The organism is Ruegeria jejuensis, assembly GCF_041537905.1.
Taxonomy (GTDB): Bacteria; Pseudomonadota; Alphaproteobacteria; order Rhodobacterales; family Rhodobacteraceae; genus Ruegeria_C.
On record NZ_JBGRUO010000041.1, the window covers coordinates 1 to 20437 of the forward strand.

At 59.7% G+C, this 20437-nt stretch carries 16 protein-coding genes; 7 read left to right on the top strand and 9 right to left on the bottom strand.

What is annotated here, in order from left to right; genetic code table 11:
* The 4 genes from AB1E34_RS25305 to AB1E34_RS25320 all read left to right on the top strand — a co-directional run.
* Positions 1–1716 (top strand): Ig-like domain-containing protein (locus AB1E34_RS25305; RefSeq protein WP_372575067.1); only part of this gene is annotated, 1716 nt, incomplete at its 5' end.
* A 495-nt stretch (positions 1717–2211) separates the two neighbouring features.
* A complete protein-coding gene (locus AB1E34_RS25310) occupies positions 2212–3261 on the top strand; it encodes a glycosyltransferase family 2 protein (RefSeq protein ID WP_372575068.1) in 1050 nt (349 codons plus the stop codon).
* Positions 3262–4440 carry a polysaccharide deacetylase family protein gene (locus AB1E34_RS25315; RefSeq protein WP_372575069.1) on the top strand — a complete coding sequence of 393 codons (1179 nt, stop codon included), beginning with the start codon at positions 3262–3264 and terminating at the stop codon, positions 4438–4440. It abuts the gene before it with no gap.
* Positions 4437–5384 (top strand): lysylphosphatidylglycerol synthase transmembrane domain-containing protein, encoded by a 948-nt coding sequence (locus tag AB1E34_RS25320; protein ID WP_372575070.1) that lies wholly within the window; start codon positions 4437–4439, stop codon positions 5382–5384. The genes AB1E34_RS25315 and AB1E34_RS25320 overlap by 4 nt, the downstream gene beginning before the upstream one ends.
* A gap of 81 nt (positions 5385–5465) precedes the next feature.
* Here AB1E34_RS25320 and AB1E34_RS25325 read toward each other — a convergent pair whose 3' ends face one another.
* The 7 genes from AB1E34_RS25325 to AB1E34_RS25355 all read right to left on the bottom strand — a co-directional run bounded on the left by AB1E34_RS25325 (position 5466) and on the right by AB1E34_RS25355 (position 14080).
* Positions 5466–6785, bottom strand: coding sequence for an O-antigen ligase family protein (locus AB1E34_RS25325; RefSeq protein ID WP_372575071.1), 1320 nt, complete (start codon positions 6783–6785; stop codon positions 5466–5468).
* The gene (locus AB1E34_RS25330; RefSeq protein WP_372575072.1) at positions 6782–8365 is read right to left on the bottom strand and encodes a GMC oxidoreductase; all 1584 of its coding nucleotides are present in this window, start codon (positions 8363–8365) and stop codon (positions 6782–6784) included. The genes AB1E34_RS25325 and AB1E34_RS25330 overlap by 4 nt, the downstream gene beginning before the upstream one ends.
* Positions 8362–9543 carry a glycosyltransferase family protein gene (locus tag AB1E34_RS25335; protein WP_372575073.1) on the bottom strand — a complete coding sequence of 394 codons (1182 nt, stop codon included), beginning with the start codon at positions 9541–9543 and terminating at the stop codon, positions 8362–8364. The genes AB1E34_RS25330 and AB1E34_RS25335 overlap by 4 nt, the downstream gene beginning before the upstream one ends.
* Positions 9540–10502, bottom strand: coding sequence for a sulfotransferase family protein (locus tag AB1E34_RS25340; RefSeq protein ID WP_372575074.1), 963 nt, complete (start codon positions 10500–10502; stop codon positions 9540–9542). Before AB1E34_RS25340 ends, AB1E34_RS25335 begins: the two co-directional genes overlap by 4 nt.
* A gap of 177 nt (positions 10503–10679) precedes the next feature.
* Positions 10680–11819, bottom strand: a complete 1140-nt coding sequence (locus AB1E34_RS25345) for a glycosyltransferase family protein (protein WP_372575075.1) — start codon at positions 11817–11819, stop codon at positions 10680–10682.
* A gap of 12 nt (positions 11820–11831) precedes the next feature.
* Complete coding sequence (locus AB1E34_RS25350) at positions 11832–12857, bottom strand: glycosyltransferase family 2 protein (protein WP_372575076.1); 1026 nt, start codon at positions 12855–12857, stop codon at positions 11832–11834.
* A gap of 8 nt (positions 12858–12865) precedes the next feature.
* Positions 12866–14080, bottom strand: coding sequence for a glycosyltransferase (locus AB1E34_RS25355; protein ID WP_372575077.1), 1215 nt, complete (start codon positions 14078–14080; stop codon positions 12866–12868).
* 142 nt (positions 14081–14222) lie between these two features.
* On the opposite strand from AB1E34_RS25355, the gene AB1E34_RS25360 reads away from it, so the two are divergent.
* Positions 14223–15470, top strand: a complete 1248-nt coding sequence (locus AB1E34_RS25360; protein ID WP_372575078.1) for a polysaccharide biosynthesis/export family protein — start codon at positions 14223–14225, stop codon at positions 15468–15470.
* A gap of 11 nt (positions 15471–15481) precedes the next feature.
* On the opposite strand, the gene AB1E34_RS25365 is transcribed toward AB1E34_RS25360, so the two are convergent.
* Together AB1E34_RS25365 and AB1E34_RS25370 are read right to left on the bottom strand one after the other, a co-directional pair.
* Complete coding sequence (locus AB1E34_RS25365) at positions 15482–16729, bottom strand: glycosyltransferase (protein ID WP_372575079.1); 1248 nt, start codon at positions 16727–16729, stop codon at positions 15482–15484.
* Positions 16730–16845: 116 nt separating this feature from the next.
* A complete protein-coding gene (locus AB1E34_RS25370; protein WP_372575080.1) occupies positions 16846–17784 on the bottom strand; it encodes a glycosyltransferase family 2 protein in 939 nt (312 codons plus the stop codon).
* A gap of 191 nt (positions 17785–17975) precedes the next feature.
* On the opposite strand from AB1E34_RS25370, the gene AB1E34_RS25375 reads away from it, so the two are divergent.
* Positions 17976–18998, top strand: coding sequence for a glycosyltransferase family 2 protein (locus tag AB1E34_RS25375; protein WP_372575081.1), 1023 nt, complete (start codon positions 17976–17978; stop codon positions 18996–18998).
* Positions 18995–20095 (top strand): Gfo/Idh/MocA family protein, encoded by a 1101-nt coding sequence (locus AB1E34_RS25380; protein WP_372575082.1) that lies wholly within the window; start codon positions 18995–18997, stop codon positions 20093–20095. Before AB1E34_RS25375 ends, AB1E34_RS25380 begins: the two co-directional genes overlap by 4 nt.
* Positions 20096–20437: the final 342 nt, after the last annotated feature.

Below are 20437 nucleotides of genomic sequence, written 5' to 3' on the forward strand. Positions count from 1 at the left end.
CGCTTCACCACGGTTGGCAATGACACGCTGCTCGAGATCAACCCCGACGGCGCCAGCGGCTTTGTCCAGGTCGCCCTGCTCACCGGCGTCAAAAACCTCGCCGGTACCGAAGCCAGCATGGAAGCAAACGGACGGCTGCTGACGACAGATCCACCGCCAGTTGCGAATGATGACTCTGTCAGCGTGGAAAGTTCAGGATCCTGGTCGATCAATGTTTTGAGCAACGATGTGGATCCGGATGCCGATTATTTAACAACGCTGGAGATCAGTGGAATTGCCGTTCAGCCCAGCAATGGATCCGTGGCCATCGTGAATGGCGAGGTCGTCTATACGCCGAATGCCGGATATGTCGGCAGCGACAGTTTCGACTATACGATCAGTGATGGCAAAAGCACCGATAGCGCGACCGTCTTCCTGTCCGTGGGGCAACGCGATTTCACTGGCGAGAGCCGGGCGCTGACTGTCGATCTGTCGCAGTCGAGCTACGCATATGCGGCAACGGTCATGGCCTTCGGGGATTCGCTGACGCAAGGGTACAAATTCGGAAATCCGGATGTCGAAGGCGGTTTCCGTGACGACCTGTTCGACACCCTATCCGCAAACAATATCTGGATCGACTATGTCGGCCGCTTCAACGATGGCCCCGAAGGCATGATCGACCGGGATCACAATGCCACACCGGGCCATTCCCTGGCGGAATCACTGACCGATGATCCGAGCGCTCCGATGAATTTCTCGTTGACCGTCGACGAGATCAATCCCGATGTGACCTGGTTCATGATGGGCACGAATGACCTGAACGGCCCAACGAAAGTCGATCAGGTGCTGGCCGGGATTCAGGCCTTGATCGATCAGTTCTACGCTCTGGACGGGGCGCAGGACCGTCATCTGGTTATCTCGCTGGTGCCGGCGAAGCCCGAATTCGCGGATCTGGTTACGGCAACCAATGAAGGCTACAGCATGGTCAATGGCGAAATGGTCGCCGGAGACGCGGGCAACGGCACCTTCGTTCCGGGCATTCGCCAGATCGTGAATTCGGAAGCTGCCACGCACCCGACGCTGCATCTGTTCGAACCCCCGATCACGGAGAGTGAATTGCTGCCGGATCAGGTGCATTTCACCGATGCGGGGGATGCGCTTTATGCGCAGGCGGCGGTCGATCTGCTGGAAGAAGAGATTGGCTTCTCGGCCGGAACGATCGAAGGATCGGCAATCTCGCTGGATGCTGTGAATGTCATTGGCGGCGAGGCCGGGGACCTTCTGATCGGTGACGCGCTGGCGAACCTTCTGGACGGCGGCAACGGCAACGATGTGGTGCGCGGTGGCGCGGGTGACGACAACCTGCTGGGCGGCGCGGGAACCGACCGCCTCGATGGCGGCACCGGGGCCGATACCCTGACCGGAGGAGAGGGCGATGACAGCTTCATCTTCGGCGCGGATTTCGCCCTGAATGCCCTCTCGGCCGATGTCATTCTGGATTTCGGCGACCAGGGTTCCGACCGCTTGGTCTTTGAGCAGTCACTTGGCCCGGCTACGGTGGCGGATCAGCTTGATGGAACGGGCGTCGTCATCACCATCAACGGGTCCGATATCGAGGTGGATGGTGCCAGTTCCGAGCTGCTCAAGGGCAACTCGCTTGGCGGCGGCAGCTATGAGATCACCTCGGACACGTCGCTGGTGCTGTTCGTTCAGGACCCTGACATCTTGTTGGGATAAAAAGAATGGCCAGTCCCATGAAGGCTTCATTTGACTGGCCAAACCAACTTACAGAGTGCAACTCGAAACGAATGGAACGATTTTTTGGAAAATTTTGCTTGAAAGCATGCGAAACTGTACGCTTTCCATGAGGCACGCGTGAACGGTCAGGGGCTGCGTCAAATAGGTTTCAAGTGATATGGGATATACTGGCGGGGTTGGAAACAAATTCCTGCGCACGGGCCATGGCGGATCACACCCTTGAAGGGTATGTGCGCCCTTACCCGAAACGGCAAGAACACGAACAGCCCAAACGTATTTCGGAAACAGTGATTAAGAGTGAAGTATCGCACTCGATATCAACGGGTTGCGAAATCCTTCCTCTTCAGCGCTTGTGCGAACGCATGCAAGCGGCGCAACCTGCAGGACGTACATGAAAGTGAATGTTTGCGATTTGCGTTTCTTAAATGGCCTGATCCGACGCAAGTTGGGTGAACGAGTGAGTTGAGAGTCAAAATGGACGAACCAGACACCATACAGGAAATGCCCGCTTTTTCCTGCGTCATCATCAACTACAATGGGCGCGACGTCTTACAACAAACCTTGGACTCACTGGAGCGACTGGATACCCCCCCGTCGGAGTACATTGTCGTTGATGATGGCTCGACTGACGACGGGCTGGAGTTTCTCAAACAGCACTACCCGCAAATCCGGATAGAACCGCTTCCCCAAAACACCGGCCGTACATCCATTGTACGTAACGCTGGAATTCAGTGCGCAACGCATCGATTTGTTCTGGTAACGGATAATGATATTTCATTTCATCGGAGTGCCGTGACCGCCTTGCTGGACGTGATGAGATCCCGGCCCGAGGCCGCAGCCTGCACACCGGCAGTCCTGTTCAACGATGGCTCGGAGGAGGTGTTCATCTTTGGTCATCAAATGCACTGTCTTTGTTGTTCTGCAGCATACCGGAAGGAGCCTTTGGATGTTCTGCAGAAGAGGGGACCGCGCCAGGCTGTTGGAGGCGGAATTGCATTGCTGGACAAGAAAAAGATCAAGGATATCGGCTTCTTCAACGAAAACCTCGTGATTGGCTGGGGAGACGATGGAGAGTTACACCATCGTTTAAGGATGATGGGGCTTGCTTGCTTTGCCGTACCTGATGCCATGGTCTATCACAATCGTATCCGCACGGTCCCCCGTATTCACGGTATGATACATAATCGGCTTGTCTTTCTCGGTACCAACTATCAGATGAGCACACTGATCAGTCTGTTTCCCATTCTTGTTATCTTTGAATGCCTGTTATTGGGCTATGTTGTGGCAGCTGGAAAATTCAGGGAGTATACGCAAGCCTGGCGCAGCGTTCTTCGGATTCGCGCGCAAATCTGCCGTGATCGCCGACGGTTACAAAAAATGCGCACGGTACGGGACCGGGATCTATTCGTATCTGGGCTGCCAGATCTCCCGAGCAAAAGCAGCAAAGCCAGTATGAATGCGCTGCTGAATCTGGCCGGGAACATGCTTCGTATTTACTGGTCAATGGTCAAGGTTATTCTGTGATTGCATCAGGCAGCAATCGCTTCAGGACGTGGAGGCAGGCAAATTTTTGCAGAAGTGATTGACGAACTGAGACACCATGTTCTCGGATCATATCCGCGGTTTGTGCATGCGCGAACCGCCAATGAAACCCAAGGGGAGATTCCGGTTTTTGTATATCACAGCATTGACCCGGAAGAGTTCGAAGCCCACCTGCTGTATCTGTCGGAAAATGGTTACCAGACCATTGATTGCGATACGTATTTGGAAATTCTGAAAGGGCGGCGACCGGCACCGGCACGAGCGGTCATGCTGACGATAGATGACGGGCGCGCGAGCGTGTATAGCACCGCATTCCCTCTGCTGCAGGCGTACAATATGCAAGCAGTGGTGTTCCTCATTCCCGGTTATATCCGGGACAGAGGTTCTGCTCAGGCCGTCGCGGCCGATCGGCAGGATCTGGATTTAATGACTTGGTCAGACATCGCAGAAATAGCACGTGCGGGTTGCGTTGATTTTCAATCGCACACGCATTTTCACCATCGTGTGCCTGTATCAGATAAATTGCTTGGTTTTGTGACACCGGACACAGCCACCGCACTTTTTGATGTTCCGGTTGCACCGGGACACGAACCGAATCCGACCGCTTCAAAAACCGCTCTACTGGGCTATCCGATTTTTGAAGCCGCGTCACGTATGTCGGGCAAACCAGCGTTCCTGCCTAACGAGAGCTTTGTGCAGAATCTTCTGACAACCGTGCGCATGGCTGGGCCAGCTTTTTTCCAGGATTCCGAATGGCCGCAGAAACTTGAGGCTGTTGTTGAAAAGTGGCGACAGAAACTACCGGCTTTGGGGCGGTTCGAGACAAGCGCTGAGACTGAAGCGGCAATCGAAAACAGTCTGCGTGTCTCCAAGGCAGAGATCGAGAGTCGTATTCCTCAGGCATCGGTGCGACATCTTTGTTTTCCTTATACGATTGGCTCTCAATTGGCTGTCGATATTGCGAAACGAACTGGTTACGAAAGTTGTTTTTGGGGCCTTCGGCAGGGGCAGCGCTGTAACCGGTCAGGGGATGATCCGATGTTCTCTGTCCGGCTGAAAGGTGATTTTTTGATGCGCCTGCCGGGCACAAGACGCATGTCGCGCTCCCAAATATTCTTGAGCAAGGTGAAACGCCGATTGTCTGGAGCACCCGTTTATTGAAGCTGAAGATAAATTCGCCGATTGTCCGCATCCTAGGCAGCATCGTCCTGCTAGGCCTGCTGGCGTATCAAATCGACATGGCGGCTTTCTATAGATCATTGCGCGAAATAAGCCCCGAATGGATATTCTTTACTATTTTGCTGGGTGTCGCGTTGATGTTGTTCAATGCATTCCGTTGGAGCTTCCTGGTCGATCGTCAGTTGGGAATTCCGTTTAAGGTTTTTGTACAACTGACCTTCTTCAGCTCGTATGCAGGATTGTTTCTGCCCGGAACGATCGGTGCGGAAGCCATCCGTGTTGGCGGCCTTGCACGCGAGTCCAGCTTGGCGGTCGCCACCGCGTCCGTGATCGTTGATCGGCTGATGTCGCTCATGTCGCAATTCATTTTGGCGCTTGTTGCTCTGGCCTTCGTTGCGGACAGCACAAATAGCGATTTGCGGCTTTGGGCAAGCGGAGGTGTCTTAGTCATGCTCTTAGGTGCCGGTATGATAATGAATAGGCGTATGCGCGCGGCAATATTGAAACTCATTTACTGGCCGCGCCTGCAGATTGTTCGCGATCAAGTAGAAAAATTCTTCAACGCCCTGGATACATATAGGAATGGTAAGGTCATTAGGATCGCGCTTGTTCTTGCCTTCCTGCTCCAGATATTTCGGGGGATATTTCTTTGGGCCTGCGCGAGCGCCATTGGCGCGAACATTTCCGTGGTAATGTTTCTTGTCGCCCTGCCTATGGTGAGCCTGATCGAAATTGTTCCAATCTCGATGGCGGGCGTTGGACCGAGAGAGGCGGCTTTCAGCTTTGTTTTGGCACAGTTCGGCATTCCACCGGAGCAATCGGTGACCGCTTCATTGATAGCATTCATTACAGGAACAGTGATCGCATCAGCTATTGGTTTTTTTGCAATTTCCTTAATGGGTTACAAGATTCATAAGTCCAAGTGATCTTTGCGGCCTTCGTGCTGTCGCTAAACCCTCAGTCCCAATCGGAAAGCTCCGGAACCCAGCCTTTGGTGTGGGGATGGGTCATCCGGGCAGCGCGACCCCGGTTTTAGAGAGCCCGGCGCGATTTCTGCGGAATTCGACAGATGGACTCCCGCCGCTTGCCTGCGGACGGTCAGAAGCCGATACAGATCGGTGCGACATCAATCCACCTGTCAGGAACAGTATCGTCAAAAGCGCAAACGGCGCGAGCAAATCCGATTCCGTCATGCTCCGAGCCAGGGTCACGGCACAGACGCACAGGAAGAAAACAGACGCAATCGGGTCGGATTTATCCTTGGCAATCAGGATAGAGCCGATGGTCCAGGCAACGGTCAGGACACAGAAAAACAATCCGATCAGACCCTGATGCACGGCAATCTCGTAATAGGAATTGTGAAACGAGAAGGTGGCATATGTCGCCTTGTGGAATTCCTCATAGATGCGGCTGGCCTCGGACAGTTTGTCATAGGGGGTCCAGAACCCTCCGGCCCCGACGCCAAGAAGCGGAGTCTGCTCGATCTGTCGGGTCGCATATTGCCACAGCACCGTCCGGCCCGTCAGAGTGCCATCCTTGCCGAAGGCGCCAAGGACTGCATTGACCGGATCGACCGTCTGCGACGAAAAAAACCATGCAGAGGCCAGAAACAGAGCACCCAGAACCGCCAGAACCGCCACATAGAACCAGGGGCGCCTCAGAATGCCGGATCGGGGCACGATACCCAGCAGGAACACCAGCCCGAGAATGCCGATCGCAAGCAGCACCGCCGTTGCGGAATCCGCCCTGTGAATCTGTAGGGCTGCGAGGCCCGCCGTTGCCACGGCGAGCAGCCTGAGCTTGCGCGAGAAACCAGGATCGACCAGCACGCAGAGCGACGCGAGCCACAGAATGACCATGGCGGTCCCCATGGTGTTCTTGCTCGAAAATACCCCCCGGGCGATGGTTCCCGTTCCCATATAGGGGGCCAGGAAGCTCATGACGCCGTAATAGGCTGATGTAATGAGAAGCGATATGAAGATGTCGCGCGCGCTCAGGCGGGTCACAATGCAATAACAGATCATGATCGTGAGTATCAGTTGCATACCCGACTTTATGATAAGTCCCGTCTGATCCCCCCAGAGCACCGATAACAGCCACCAGGCGGGGAAGACGAACAGCACGAAGCTGCGCGCGATCAGCGGAAAAAGTCTGTTGAAATCCCGCAAGAACGCCCAGCCGAAATAAAGGGCCAGCGGATACAGGATCAACTCGTCATACCGGAACTGCTTGAAGGTGACGAAGAACCAGACCGTGACCAGGACATGGTCCCGCCGGTGTTCGAACACCTCCCGGGCAGAAGGTTGATATGTCGTCGTTCCGCTCATGCTGCGGATCCTGTCTGGTGCTGATCCCGTATATGATCGGCCAGACGCAGCGCCATGGCAACAACGGACAAGGTCGGGTTGGCCTGCCCGGAGACCGGGAACACCGATGCGGAGGCAATAAAGAGGTTTTTGGTGCCGTGGACACGGCAATTGGTGTCGACAATGCCATCTCCCGGATCATCGGACATGCGTGTCAGCCCGATCTGGTGATAGCCGTCACGGGATTTGCGGATGATGGCCTCGGCAAGGGTGTCATCCTCGGGCAGCACCATCTCTGCGGCATCTCCCGCCTGCAGCCTGCGGGCCAGCAGCTTGTGGCTGTCGACCAGTGCCTGCACCGTGCGTTTTCCATAGCGGAAATCAACCTTCAGCCGGCGCCGACCGGTGTGGTCCGTGCTGTCCGACAACATGACGCGGCTGTCATGTTCGGGGAAATGTTCGGCGTGATAGGCCAGGGCATAGGGACCCCTTCCATGAGCCACCAACCGCTGCGGGCGCCGGACACTTGCCGGGGCCAGCCGTTTTGCACCCGAGCGCACAGCATCGAACATCCCGGCCGGGTCGCGCAGGATATTGGCGATGTGAGGGCCCACATTCTCAAAGCGATCGGGATGTTTCAGCAGATGTTTGGCCGAAATTTCACCCGATCCGTGCCGCGGGTCGGTCGGGGTGAGGTTTTCAACCCAGAATGCGACATTGGACGGCGCCCCACCGGTCAGGACAAAACGCCGCCGATAGGGGCTCTGACCGTTTTCGCTCTGATATCCGAAACCTTCGCATATCTCGGGATCGCGGAACGTGAGCTCGGCAACCGCGCCGGTCAGATGCCCCATGTAATACCGTCCAAGCGCCTCGGATGATCCCTGAAAGACAGAGGGCTGCGCGGCTTGTTCCAGCAACAGAAGGCGGGTGCTCTCGAGCCCGCCACAGGCCAGAACGACCTGTCGGCAGGGCAGGGTGGCGACCTGCCCGTCCTGCAGGATCTGCAGGGCCTGCACCCGGCTCTGCACACCGCCCTCCCAGCACATGGACAGCAGCTGCGCCTGGCTGAGCAGATCGACCGGCACATCATCCTGCTTCAGCCGGTCCTGAAGCGCATCAGCCTGCTCCAGCGCATTCAGCCGCTCGATCCGCTCGACGCTCACCCCCTCAACAGCGGGCCATCCGGATGGGGCGGGTGCGTGGAACACCGGGTCGGTATCCAGAAATTCGGCCGCAGGCGTGACCCAGCGTGCATAATCGTCAAACGGGATCGGCCAGGGATGCACATGCCGGTGCGAGCCGGCGGCAAAGTCTTCGGGGTCGAACGGCATGCAGCGCCCACCCCATCCCAGAAGCGATCCACCTACCGCCTCGCGGTTGGTGAGTTGGCGGGGATCATGGGTCTGGGGTGACAGGATCTCGTCCCGGTCCTCGGCCGTGTCGATCTCGCCAGTGTCGAAACCGCCCTGTTCGATGACCAGAACCCGCTGCCCCGACCGCCCCAGAGCGAAAGCCAGCGCAAGCCCGGCAGCCCCGGCACCGATAACGCAGGTGTCATACTCCGCCGCCTGGGCGTCCGAGAGGCTGACCCGTGTCATTGCGCTGTCCCATCCTCTGTCTCGCGCGCAGTGTTGTATGCGCGCCGGGCGAGCCCGGCCAGCTTGCGCAGGGTCACAAGAGGGGATGCCTGGACCGGCCCGTCGCGGCGCGACGTGCCCGGATCGCGCTGCAGGGCGCGCAGCCTGTCCGGTATCGCCGCACTTGCGTAGCGATCAGCGACGGTCTGGCGGATCTCGGCGCAGCGGCTGCGCGTGCCGACAGGATCATTGCGCAGCGCATTCAGCAGATCGGGAACCTGCGCCGGCGCGGCATATTGCGCCAGCGGCCCGAAGGTTTCGCGCAGCCTGTGATCCAGGATACAGGGCCGCTCCATCAGCATCGCCTCCAGTACGGTGCGGCCAAAGGCTTCGATCCATCTGTCGCTGTGGAAATAGGAAAACACGTCAAGACTGTCCAGAAAGCGGTCCACCGGTTCCCCGTTGAACGGGACGATCTCCCAACCGCCCGGATCGACGCCCGCTGCCTCCAGCGCCTGCACCGGGCAGCCCATGACCCGCGTGTGCCAACCCGGTCCGGGCGGCGCCACCGACGCCATCACATCCGCGGCCCGATCCGGCCATTTCAGCACGTCTTCGCGGCTATGGCGCCCCACGGTCGCAACAGGGCCGTCAAAGACCTGACGGCGGGGTGCCCAATCGCCCGCATCAAAGGCGTTCACCCAATCCGAACCGGTCAGCCGCAGAAAGGGCAGGAAGCTGCGCAGATGCTGGCGGATCACCCCTGAAACGGGCGCCCACATGGGGCTGGTGCCAAAGGCCCGTCTGATGGTCCGGGTCGTGGCGATCGGGTCATATTCAAGCGAGCCATCGCCGCGGAATGGCGGATGATGGGCGACCAGAACCGATGTTTGGGCCCGGATCTCGGCGGTCTCGACCACCTTGTGAAAGAAGGTCAGCGGATGGTGAAAGAAAACGCTCTCCGCAATCACCGTAGTGCCCGGTTTCAGCAACTCGAACCCCTGCAGGTCCGCCAGGTCCAACACGGCGGCATTGGGCCTGTCTCCCTCGCCGGTAAAAAACCCCGAGGTGACCGGCAGCAGGCCCACCGTCGCGCCGGATCCGTGAAACGCCCTGACATCGGCCAGCATCGCCGTGGCGGTCCCGCCCGAGAATCTGGGATCATAGACAAGAACGATATCCGCCCGCGAGGTGGTCATCCGCGAAACCCCGGCCACACCGTCGAAAGATCCCGGCCCAGCAGATCCGACAGCCCGGCATTGCGGTCTGACAGGTGATGCGCGAGGTATGCGGCGGTTTCGGACCGCATGGCGGGCGGCTTTTCCGCCTTGAGCAGAATGGGGTTGATGCGCCGGAACCAGTGATAGTGCAGCTTGTTGCGGATTTTCTCCGCCAGCCCCGTCTCCTGGCCCATGTGATTGCGGTAGCGCCCGGCAACGATCCGACCGCCAATCCGGTTCAGCCATTGCTGCCCTTTGGGCCAGGTCGGATAATAGGTGCGATTGAACCAGGTTTGCAGTGTTTCGACATCCATCCGGGGGGCGCCGATATGGGCGGTGACGCCATCAAGGAAGGCCTGTTTGTCGGCCAGAAAATCCTCGAACACGGCGATATGCACGTTTTCGCGCCCGAACACGTCGAAATACTGGGCGATATGGGGCGCATAGGTCGATCCCAGGATGATCGAGCTGTGCTGGCTCAGCGCTTGTTCGAAACTGCAGCTCAGACGCGCGCTGCAGACCAGGTGCCAATATTGCGAATAGGCGCGCTTGACCGGGTCGCGCAGCAAAAAGACCAGGCGGATATCGGGCAGCAGGTCCTTGATGCGCCGGGCCGCCACGGGCGAGAACAGGTAGGTGGTGGAATCCTCTCCGATCAGCAGCTTGTCCTGAAAGTCTGAAAACCGCGAGGCATACCAGTCAAGATTGGGTTTGTGCGTGAGGCGGGTGTCGAACCATTTCAGATCCGGCCCCCGCGCGTCCAGGAAATCGGGATGCGCGATCGGATCATCGGCGTCGAAATAGTGAATTTCAGCGTCGGGCAGGCCGATCTGCGGGCTTTGCCCGAGAATGAAATGCAGCGATGTCGTCCCGCATTTAGGCGCGCCGCCGATAATGAAATCGGGTAATCTCGTCAAAGTTCTGAACCCTTCGATCATTGGATGATCTCAACACATAAACAACGGCGGCCAACACCGCCGCAGACTAACCTGCGTCCCGCCGGGAATCCAGATTGCACGAACCGGGCAGAAGGCCCCGCCAATGGCAGGCTGGCAGGCTCCACGCCTTTAGCCGCCTGAAATCCGGCATTTGATGGCCTGTACGCCACCCTGCGCTCACTCGGGCCCTATCCCGGCGGCCTGAAGAAGCGTCGTCGTTGTTTCCGCAGTTTCAACAAAGACGCTTCTGGGCAGGGATAGCAACTGGCCCCGCAACTGCTGCAGCGGGGCGCGATCCTTGAGCAGACTGGCGATCTCGGCCTCCAGGGCGCGGTCCACCGGCGCTGCCAGCAGGATGCCGCTGCCATGGTCTCGCAGCCAGCGCGCGGTCTCGGTCCCGTCCGGCGCCAGCGAGGGGGTCGCGAAATAGCCCCCTTCATAGATCCGGTTGGGCAGCAGCCAGAGCGAATTGGCCCCCTCTTCGTACCAATCCCCGGCCCAGACCAGATCAACCGCGCCATACATGGCCGACAGATCGCCCGGTGCGGAATAGCGCCCGCCGAAAGAGACGTTTTTGTAAGGCGCAATCTCACCCTCGAAATTGTCAAACACGCCCGGAGCGGGATAGCCGCGCAGCGTGATGGTGACGTCATCGGGGAACTGGCGCGCCAGCCCCAGCAGCAGATCAAGCGAGCGCCGGCAGCGCAGATTGCCGAACCATCCGATCCGCAGCGGCGCGCCAGAGGGTCGCTCAACCGGCTCAGGATCCGGACGGTCGGGGAAATCATCGCCCTCGATCATCAGGTTTTCCAGCAGAAAGGCCCGGTAGGCGCCCGGATAATGCACCGCGAAATGCTCGCTCTCGAAGCGTGGCGAGGAAATCACCACCAGGGCGCAATGGTGCAGCAGGCGCCGTTCAAAACGGCGCAGCAGGCGGGCGACCAGCGACGGGCCGGTCAGGCGGTGATGCACATCCAGACATTCGTAGATCAGCGGCCTCTCCAGCCCCAGTTTGCGGCGCGCGCGCACCGCAACGGCCAGCATATCCAGGTTGCGCGCATAGATGGCATCGCAATTCGCCAGAATGTCCCGTTCCCGGGCCGCAATATCTGCACCGCGAAAGATCGACATGACCCTCTGGCCATAGGCGTTGTCGCGGGTCTCTCCCAGATCGATGAGCGGCCAGTCCGTGGCCTGTTTCACCCCCCGATGCGGCATGAAGCCCACCACATCATGCCCCGCGCTCTGGAAGGCCCGGGCGCGACGGCGGATGGCGGGTTCATTGGAATTATGGCCAAAGAAAGCGATGGTGGACATCAGATGCGCGCCTCAAGGTGTTTTTTCGGTCTGTGCAGGCATCTGCGCCGACGGCCCGCCCTGCACCAGGCGTGACAGGAAGCCCATCCCCCAGGCCAGATGCATCGTGGCCAGCGCAAGGCTGGCCGCCATCCCGCAGGCAGAGCGGTGTTTCCATGCGACCTGCAGACCGATGCACAGGATGACAATGCCGTAAAAAAGCGGCCAGAGCAGAAGAACCCGGGTCACCGGCAAGGCGAGCAGGCTCAGCAGGACAAGGCCCGTGTGAATTGCCGGGATCAGTTGGCGGAGACCAGGCCGAACCCTGTGTTTCAGGCAGGTCTGGGCGCGCCCGACCCCGTAATTCCAATATTGCTTCCAGAGGCGTCTGGCCGAGCGGCGCGGGAAATAGCCGATGCGCAGATCGGCATTCAGCCAGATCCTGTCGCCTCGGCGGATCAGCCGCATGTCATATTCGGCATCTTCATTGGCCCGGAACCCCACATCATACCCGCCCAAAGCCCGGAAACTGGACATCCGGAAGGCGGCGTGATGGCCGTGATCGTAATAGCCCGAAGCCGTGCCGCCGCGATGGGGCGAGCCACCGGCGCCCAGCTTGCTGTCGGCCACCCAGACCAGACCGCGCTGAAAACAGCCGCCACTATCGGCAATGGCATCCATCGGCACCACGACCGAAGCCACGTCTTTTTCCACAAGGCAATGGGCCAGCCCGCTGACATAGCCGGTCGGGTAGGCTGCATGCGCATCGCACCTGATGGCGATGTCGAACCCGTCAAACTCGGGCTGCAGCAGCAGGTTCATCGCGGCGGCCTGGGTTTTCCCGGGATTGTGGATCAGGCGCAGATTGTCGAAGCGCTCCGCAAGTTTCGAAACGATCTCGCAGGTGTCATCTTCGCTGCCGCCATCGGCCACGATGACCGGGCAGCGCGACGCCACGGGATCATCCTGAATGAGATCGCACAGCACGGCCTCGATATGCGCCGCCTCGTTCAGGGTCGGGATCAGAACAACGACGCGGTCCGGATCAATATTGCGCATGTTTTCACTCACCAGCGATAGGCCTCGGCTTGCGGATAGTCCCGTTCGCACAGATCCGCAGCCTGCAGAGAGGGCCGGGGACGGATCCCCGCGCGCGCGCAAAACACGGCAATGCGCGAGAATTGCATGAAGTCCCGATTTTCCAGAGCCTCCCGCGCCCGCCAGAGCGATCCGCGCCCGAACGCATTGACCAGGGTCTTGCCAGCCGTCCCTCTGCGCGCCAGAGCCAGCAATTGCTCGCGCACCGGAGAGAGATAAGCCTGTGTACTGCCGTGTTTTCCAGCCATGGTCCGAAGAGCGATCCCGATTTCGGTCGCAGACAACCCCCGGGACGGGTCCATGTCCACCGCTATTTCAAAATCCTCGATTGCCGCTGCCCAGTCGCCGCGGCGCGCATAGACACAGCCCCGCTGCAGATGCCCCGCGCGCAGCGCCAGATCCTGGGAATCCGCCTTGAACAGAGCCGCATAAAACGCAATCGGCAGGCGGGGGCGCAGATCCGCAAAGATTGCCCGATCCGCCTCGAACCAGACCGCCTCGGAGCTGGCCGCGGCATGCTGCTGTGCTGCCGGACCACGCAGCCCCTCATGCTTGCGCTGGAAGAACACGACATCGTCAATCATCTCGATCGGAAACCGCGTGCCCAGCCGGACGAACATTTCATAGTCTATGGATCGGCTTAAATCCTCGCGAAACGGGCCGATTGTTTCGTAACAGGACCTTCTGACCAGAGAGGCGTTCTGAAAAAAGAAGATATCTTCGAGCAGATGCCGGATGACGCTGCCCGAAGACAGATCGGGCCAGTAGCCGGTTCCGAAAAAGGTTTTTTCCGCACTGTCCGCCGCCACGGAAAACCGGACATGCGCGCCCGCTGCGATCCCGGCCGTGCCGGTATCAAGAACATGACCCAGCTTTTCGGCGGCATCGGGACAGGCGATGTCGTCATCGTCGCATATCCACACATAATCGCCCCGAACCTCCTTCATCGCCGCGTTCAGCGCGGCGGATTTTCCCTGGTTTTCCGCCCGAAAATACGCAAGCACACCGGAGCGATCCGCGCTCAGCAACCTGCGGGCGACATCGGGCGTATCGTCGGTCGATCCATCGTCCCAGATGAGGATCTGGCTCAGGGGGCGGGTCTGGTTCAGCAGCGCCTCAACGGCCTCGCCCAGATAGCTGCTTCTGTTGAAGGTCGGAATGATAGCCGAAATAGAACCTTGCAACGAAACGTTCCTTAAGTGAAATACTGTTGGGCGGCCCCAGCTAAAGAAACATGGGACATTTTCATATGTCTAGCGCTATATGGTCGGGGCAGGTGCCTGTTTACCAGTGTAATGTTGCCGCGGTTTGCGGAAGGAATGGAACATGCTTCGACTGCTCGTCTTTTGCCTCGTAACCCTGACCGGCGCAAGCTGGGGATATGCCCAGTCGCTGGACGATCCGAACATCCATCGCCTGTCACCGGGCGACAAGGTCAGCCTGCGGGTGGTGATCTGGGACGAGGATGAGCGCGATTATGTCATCTGGCAGGCGGTCAGCGGCGAGTTTCTGGTTCAGAGCGGGGGGCGCATCATGGTGCCGCTTGCCGGCCGCATCATGGCAGAGGGGCACACCCCCGAGGAGCTTGCCGACGAGGTTGCCGACGCACTGCAAGTACAGGTCCGCAGCAACAGCGCCCCGTCAATCGCCATCGAGGTGGTGCAATATGGCCCCTTCTTCATCATGGGTGATGTGGACAATCCCGGCGCGTATCCGGCCCGGCCCGGGCTGACCGCGCTCCAGGCCTTTGCGCTGGCCGGGGGCGGGCAGCGCCTGGACGAGGTGGGCATCGACACGCTGGCGATCATGCGCGAGACGGGAGCGCTGGAACAGATCCAGACCGAGCTGCTGCGCGCGCGCATCACCTCGATCCGGCTGCGCGCCGAGGTCGAGGAGCACGACAGCCTGCAATTTCCCGACACGCTTGTGCCGGTTGCCGGCTCCGCGCCTCTGGATCTGCTGCTGGAGGAAGAGCGCAGGATTTTCGCCGCGCGCAAAACCGCGCTGGAACGCGAGCAGGCCTCGCTGAGCGAACTCATCACGTTGCTGATGACCGAGATCGAAACCCTGGAAAGGAAGATCGAAGGCCAGCAGGAACAACTGAAGCTGGCCGAGGAATACCTGAAGAATACGCAATCGCTTGTCGACAAGGGACTGGCGCGGGCACCGCAACTGACCCAGGCGCAGAAAGGCGTGTTTGATATCGAGGCCAAAACCCTTGATCTGCAGAACAGTTTCTACCGGGCCCAGCAAAGCGTCAAGGAGGCCGAGCGCGACGTTGTGGCCCTCAAGGCAAACCGGGCCACCCAGGCTGCGGTGGAACTTCAGAACGTGAATGCGCGTATCGAGATGCTGAGCAGCCGTCGCGACACGGCACGCCGAATGCTGCTGGAGCGCGGCGCGGTAGTTGGATTTACCGACGAGAACCGGCAATATGAACGCAGCTTCCGCGTGCAGCGCGGCAATGGCGCGGACCGGCGGATCTTCGAAGGGCCCGACACGATCGTCATTCCTGGGGATATCATCACCGTCGAGCAGACCCTGAGTGTGCCCGAAACCGCCCCGCCGGGCTGAGATACCGGCGCTCAGTCGGCCCTGAGATATTCCAGAAGCGCGTCATTGCTCATACGCGATTGCAGATCTGACACCACATTCTGGCGGCACTGCGCGGTGCCGTCCTGATCGCTCAGCATGGCGATCAGCGTTGACGCAAACTCCTCGGGCGTGTCCACGGCGGTCACCAACCCGTCCAGGGTATCCCCATAGGCTTCAAGCGTCTTGTTGAAGGTGAGAACCCGCATTCCAAGTTCGAGATAGGTTCCGATCTTGATGCTGATCCCGCTGGTTACCAGCATCGGCGCGATACCGATCGTGTTTCCGTTCCCCAGCACGCGCAGATCTTCCATGAAGCTGAAACAGCGCACGCCCTCGGGCCTGTCCGTGACCCATTGCGAGATTTCCCCGACGATCCAGAGCTCGCATGTCACCTCGGCCCGGACACGCGGCCAGATCTCGGTCAGGATCAGATCCAGCGCCGCCCGGTTGCCGCCATGGCTGACACCTATGAACACGACACGGGGGGCGCCGTCGGCGGTGCCCTTGTTGTCGGCGAGGACCGGGCGCATCCAGATGTGGCGTATGTCGGGAAGCTTCTGCTGCAACTGCCCCGCTTCGATCTGCGAGGCATGGATGCACAGATCGGCCTGCCGCAGGCGGTCGCATTCCTGCTCGACGCTGATCGGAATGTGGTCCGGCGTCCGACCGGCCTGCTGGAACGACCGGGCCCGGCTGGAAAACAGATCATGCATCAGCACCGCGCGTTTCCTGGAGCTGCAGCCGCCAAGCAGCGGCGCCAGCGAGGAATACTCCGCGACGACCAGATCACCGGGCACCCGGTTCGCCGCCTCCTGAACCTCGCGCGCCTCCGGCGGCTCCAGCACCTTGCTCAGGTCGCTGGGATAGGGCTGGTGGGCGCCGCCAAGCCAGCGACGCGGCACGGAGAGCACCTGAATGGCGGCCCGGCGCAGGGCTTTCATCCAGACGGTCAGGCGGGTTGAAAAATACACACCGGCGATCTGAACCGTTCCGGGCCAGTCAACCGTAATGCTGCGATCGGCAAGTATCCGATCAGGCTTGCAGAAGGGAATTCTGCCAAAACTGGTGATCGGAGCGAGCACGATCCGGATTTCATAATCTGCGTCGGCCAGGCAGGTGCACAAGCACATCAGATGCACACCACTGCCTGACTGAAGGTTGTTTATGCGCCGGTGCATCAGGATCGTCGCTCGTCGGGATGCGCGCTGGTCCTTGGAATTGCCCTCTGGAGGAAGCAAGATGCTGGCCACCTTAATGATGTCTCATGCGCGGATCCTGTTAAGATCCGGCTGCCCCATATTTATTTTTTTCATGTCGCTGCAATCGGCACAGAGAGTCAACTGGAAGGTTGGCATCATTTTTCCCCCTTAAGTCTCTTGCCCAGCCCCTCGGCGATCTGGCGCCCCACCCTGGGCAGTGCTGCGGGATGCTGCCCGGCAAGCCGGATGGCCTCGGGCAAGCGTCTCGACTTCAGGGCCTGCAAGACCCGCTCCGAGTTCATCATGTTCCGCAACCCGGTTTCCCGGCGGCGAAACAGGTCGGTCGCCCTGGCGCTGAGATGCCCGTCATGGCGCGCGACAAAAGCCCGATCCGCCTTGATCAGAGCCTCGAAATGATCGGGATTGATGCGGTAGGACACCGACCCTTCGCGCACCGTGTAGAGATAGTCAGCCTCGGGCCGGATATGTACCTTCGCTCCCATTGCCAAGGCGTTGAAGATCAGATGGCAATCTTCGCCATTGCGCAAGGTGGGATCGTATCGCAGCCCCGTCCGCTCCAGAAACGCGCGGCGGATAAGAGGTTTGAGATAACCCGCGCTTCTGGAGGTGCGGGACACCAGATTGTCCGCGACATAGTCCTCCAGCGTGACCGGTTGGTCCGGGTCGATCCCCTCCGGGGGCAGGAACGGTGCCCCGTCAAGCGGCTGACCTTCCCCGTCGACCCTGAGGAAATTTCCCAGAACGATATCCGCCTCAAGCCGATCCGCCATCGCGATCATTCCCGCCAGCCGGTCCGGCAACATGGTATCGTCGGAATCCAGAACACAGGCCCAATCCCCCCTGGCCAGATCAAGCGCGGCATTGCGGGCCGCGCTAGGGCCGCCGTTTTCCTCCAGACGGTGAAAGGTGATCTCTTCGCACTTCGGCAGCCGGGAGGCGATATCCTCATCGGAGGCGTCATCGGCGATCACGATTCCGACGGATACCGATTGCTGCGCAAGCGCGCTGTCCACCGACCTGCTGATCGTGTCTGCAGCGTTCCACGCCGCTATGATTACCGTTGCATCGGTCATGGGGCTCAACTACGGTTTAGGCGATTTGAAGAGGTTCAATTGCGGGTCCGAATGATACACAGTTTGTGTCCTGCATGGGCAGGGTATGCAACACTTAGTGGTGTTTCAACGTTTTCGATCCGTTGCCGATGCGCTTGGGCAACGGCGGACGGGCCTGCCATGCCCCCTGAAAATGTGCCGGTGACCCGGCTGTGACCGAGCCCGGAACACAGGCCCGGATTGCCGTGATCATCCCGACCTGGAATGCGCAATCGACCCTTCGCAGAGCGGTCACCTCGGCGCTCGCCCAGGACCGGGTTTGTGTCGAGGTGGTGATCGTGGATGACGCGTCGCAGGATGGCACTCTGGACTGCGCCAGAGCCCTCGCTGCCGAAGACGATCGCGTGCAGGTGCTGTCCCAGCCCGAAAACCGCGGCCCCGCCGCAGCCCGCAACCGCGCGCTGGACCATATCTCGGCGCCTTATGTCACGCCGCTGGATTCCGATGACTTCATGGAGCCCGGGCGCCTGGCGCAGCTTTTGCACATCGCAGAGCAGGGTGATTGGGATTTTGTCGCCGATGACCTCTTGAAGGTTCCCGAAAGTGATGTCGACGGGCCCCGGACCCGATTGTGGTCACAAACGGATATCGGCCTCCAGACCCTCGACTTTTCCGGCTTCGTGCGCGGCAACCTGTCGAGCCGGCATGGCGGGCGCCGGGAGTTGGGATTTCTGAAGCCGTTGATCTCCACCGCCTTCCTCAACCGGACCGGCCTGCGCTATGACGCCGATATGCGCCTGGGCGAGGATTACATGCTCTATGCCTCGGCATTGTCGCAGGGCGCACGTTTCTGCCTGACCGATCCGGCAGGTTATGTCGCCGTGACACGACCGACCTCGCTGAGCGGGCAGCATTCGGCCCGCGACCTTGGCGCGCTGGTCCAGGCGGACCAGACCTTGATGGCCCGCACAGACCTGTCGGCCGGGGATCGCGCCGCTCTCCGGGAGCATTACATCGAAACACTGAAGAAATGGCACTGGTTCCGCATGATCGATGCCGTCAAGGCCCGCGATCCTGTCGACGCGTTGCGCTGCTTTTACGCACCGCCCGCAGTGATCGGCGATCTTTTAGGCAAACTGGGCGAACAGGTTCTCATTCGCGGGTCCGCAAGGTTGCCGTTTCTGGCAGGCACAGACCGCATGAAGGACACCGGAAAAGAAGGCGAAAACCCGTGACAGGGCCAGAATTGACAGGGTCAAAAATTCGATGGGGGATATTCGGTTCTGGCGGCATCGCCCGACGATTTGCCCAAGACATGCGGTTCAGCCGGACCGGGGTGCTTGCCGCAGTGGCCTCCCGCAGCTCCGAAAACGCCCAAAGCTTCGCACAGCTGTTCCCCGGCACCAAGGTCTTTGACGACTATCGCGACCTGGCCGACTCCGACCAGGTGGATGCGATTTATGTTGCAACCCCCAACGCACTGCACAAAGACCACAGCCTGATTGCGATCAACGCCGGCAAAGCCGTGCTCTGCGAGAAACCGTTTGCCTGTAACGCCGCTGAGGCGCGCGAGGTCGCTGCGGCGGCAGCGGCAGCCAATGTCTTCTGCATGGAGGCGATGTGGACAAGGTTCCTGCCGATCATGGCTGATCTGCGCCAACGCATCGCCGCAGGCGAGTTGGGGCAGGTGGCGCATCTGGAAGCCTCGCTGGGCTTTGCCCGCACCGAAAGACCGGGCGATCCGATCACCGATCCGGCCCTGGGCGGCGGCGCCCTGCATGATCTCGGCTGCTATGGGATGTCGATTGCAGAGTTTCTGCTGGGACCGTTTCAGCTGGAGGGCGGCAGTGTCGAACGCTCGGCCACGGGAAGCTCCAGAACCGCCGCCTTTGTGTTGAGCCATGCGGGGGAGGGGGAGGCGGCGCTGTCAACGATCAGCGTCAGCCACGCCACGCAGATGCGCAACATGCTGGTGCTGTCGGGCTCGAAGTCCCGGATCACGCTGGAGGCGCCCTTCATCCAGGCCGGATATGGCACCGTATCCCCGGTCCGCTTTGCAGAACCTGGTGCCGTGCCCGGACCTTCTTTGCGCGCGCGCCTGTCTAATTCGCTTTACGGGCAGAAGGCAAAGCGCATGATTCGGGCCGTTTTGCCCGGCCACGCAAAAATCTCGGCCCAGTTTCATGGAAGTGGCTTACAATTCGAAATCGATGAGGTCGGCACCTGCCTCGGCAGCGGCCGGACCGTCAGTCGGGTCATGCCTCCGGAAACGACAATATCCGTCCTGGAGACATTGGAGAAACTGGATGGATCACAGGCTTCAACCTCCTGAAAAGACCTGCCTCAAAATGGGCCAACCCATTGTGAAGACTGAGACACAGTTTTGCCAATGTCCCGGCCTTAATCTGCCATTTTGGAGATTTATCCCCAAGGTCGACGGGTCGTTGGGACCGGTGACTGACAAGGGTTCGAAAGCGGTATGTTCAGTGCCGCAGATCGGGGTCTGATAGTGTCTGTAACCGGACTTTCAACGATTTTTCGCGAGGTTCTGATAGGCGGAATATGGAGCGGTCCTGCATTGTTTCACGCAGGAATTTGCCGATCTTTAGACTGCTTTTTTAGGACTATGGTTCTTGCCATTTTGGCACGGTACGCCAGCGTTGCAAATTCGGGA

Coding starts and splice junctions, on each gene's coding strand:
- AB1E34_RS25330 (WP_372575072.1), bottom strand. CDS start 8,365: ATGACACGGGTCAGCCTCTCGGACGCCCAGGCGGCGGAGTATGACACC.
- AB1E34_RS25325 (WP_372575071.1), bottom strand. CDS start 6,785: ATGAGCGGAACGACGACATATCAACCTTCTGCCCGGGAGGTGTTCGAA.
- AB1E34_RS25350 (WP_372575076.1), bottom strand. CDS start 12,857: ATGCGCAATATTGATCCGGACCGCGTCGTTGTTCTGATCCCGACCCTG.
- AB1E34_RS25310 (WP_372575068.1), top strand. CDS start 2,212: ATGGACGAACCAGACACCATACAGGAAATGCCCGCTTTTTCCTGCGTC.
- AB1E34_RS25370 (WP_372575080.1), bottom strand. CDS start 17,784: ATGACCGATGCAACGGTAATCATAGCGGCGTGGAACGCTGCAGACACG.
- AB1E34_RS25335 (WP_372575073.1), bottom strand. CDS start 9,543: ATGACCACCTCGCGGGCGGATATCGTTCTTGTCTATGATCCCAGATTC.
- AB1E34_RS25345 (WP_372575075.1), bottom strand. CDS start 11,819: ATGTCCACCATCGCTTTCTTTGGCCATAATTCCAATGAACCCGCCATC.
- AB1E34_RS25340 (WP_372575074.1), bottom strand. CDS start 10,502: ATGATCGAAGGGTTCAGAACTTTGACGAGATTACCCGATTTCATTATC.
- AB1E34_RS25360 (WP_372575078.1), top strand. CDS start 14,223: ATGCTTCGACTGCTCGTCTTTTGCCTCGTAACCCTGACCGGCGCAAGC.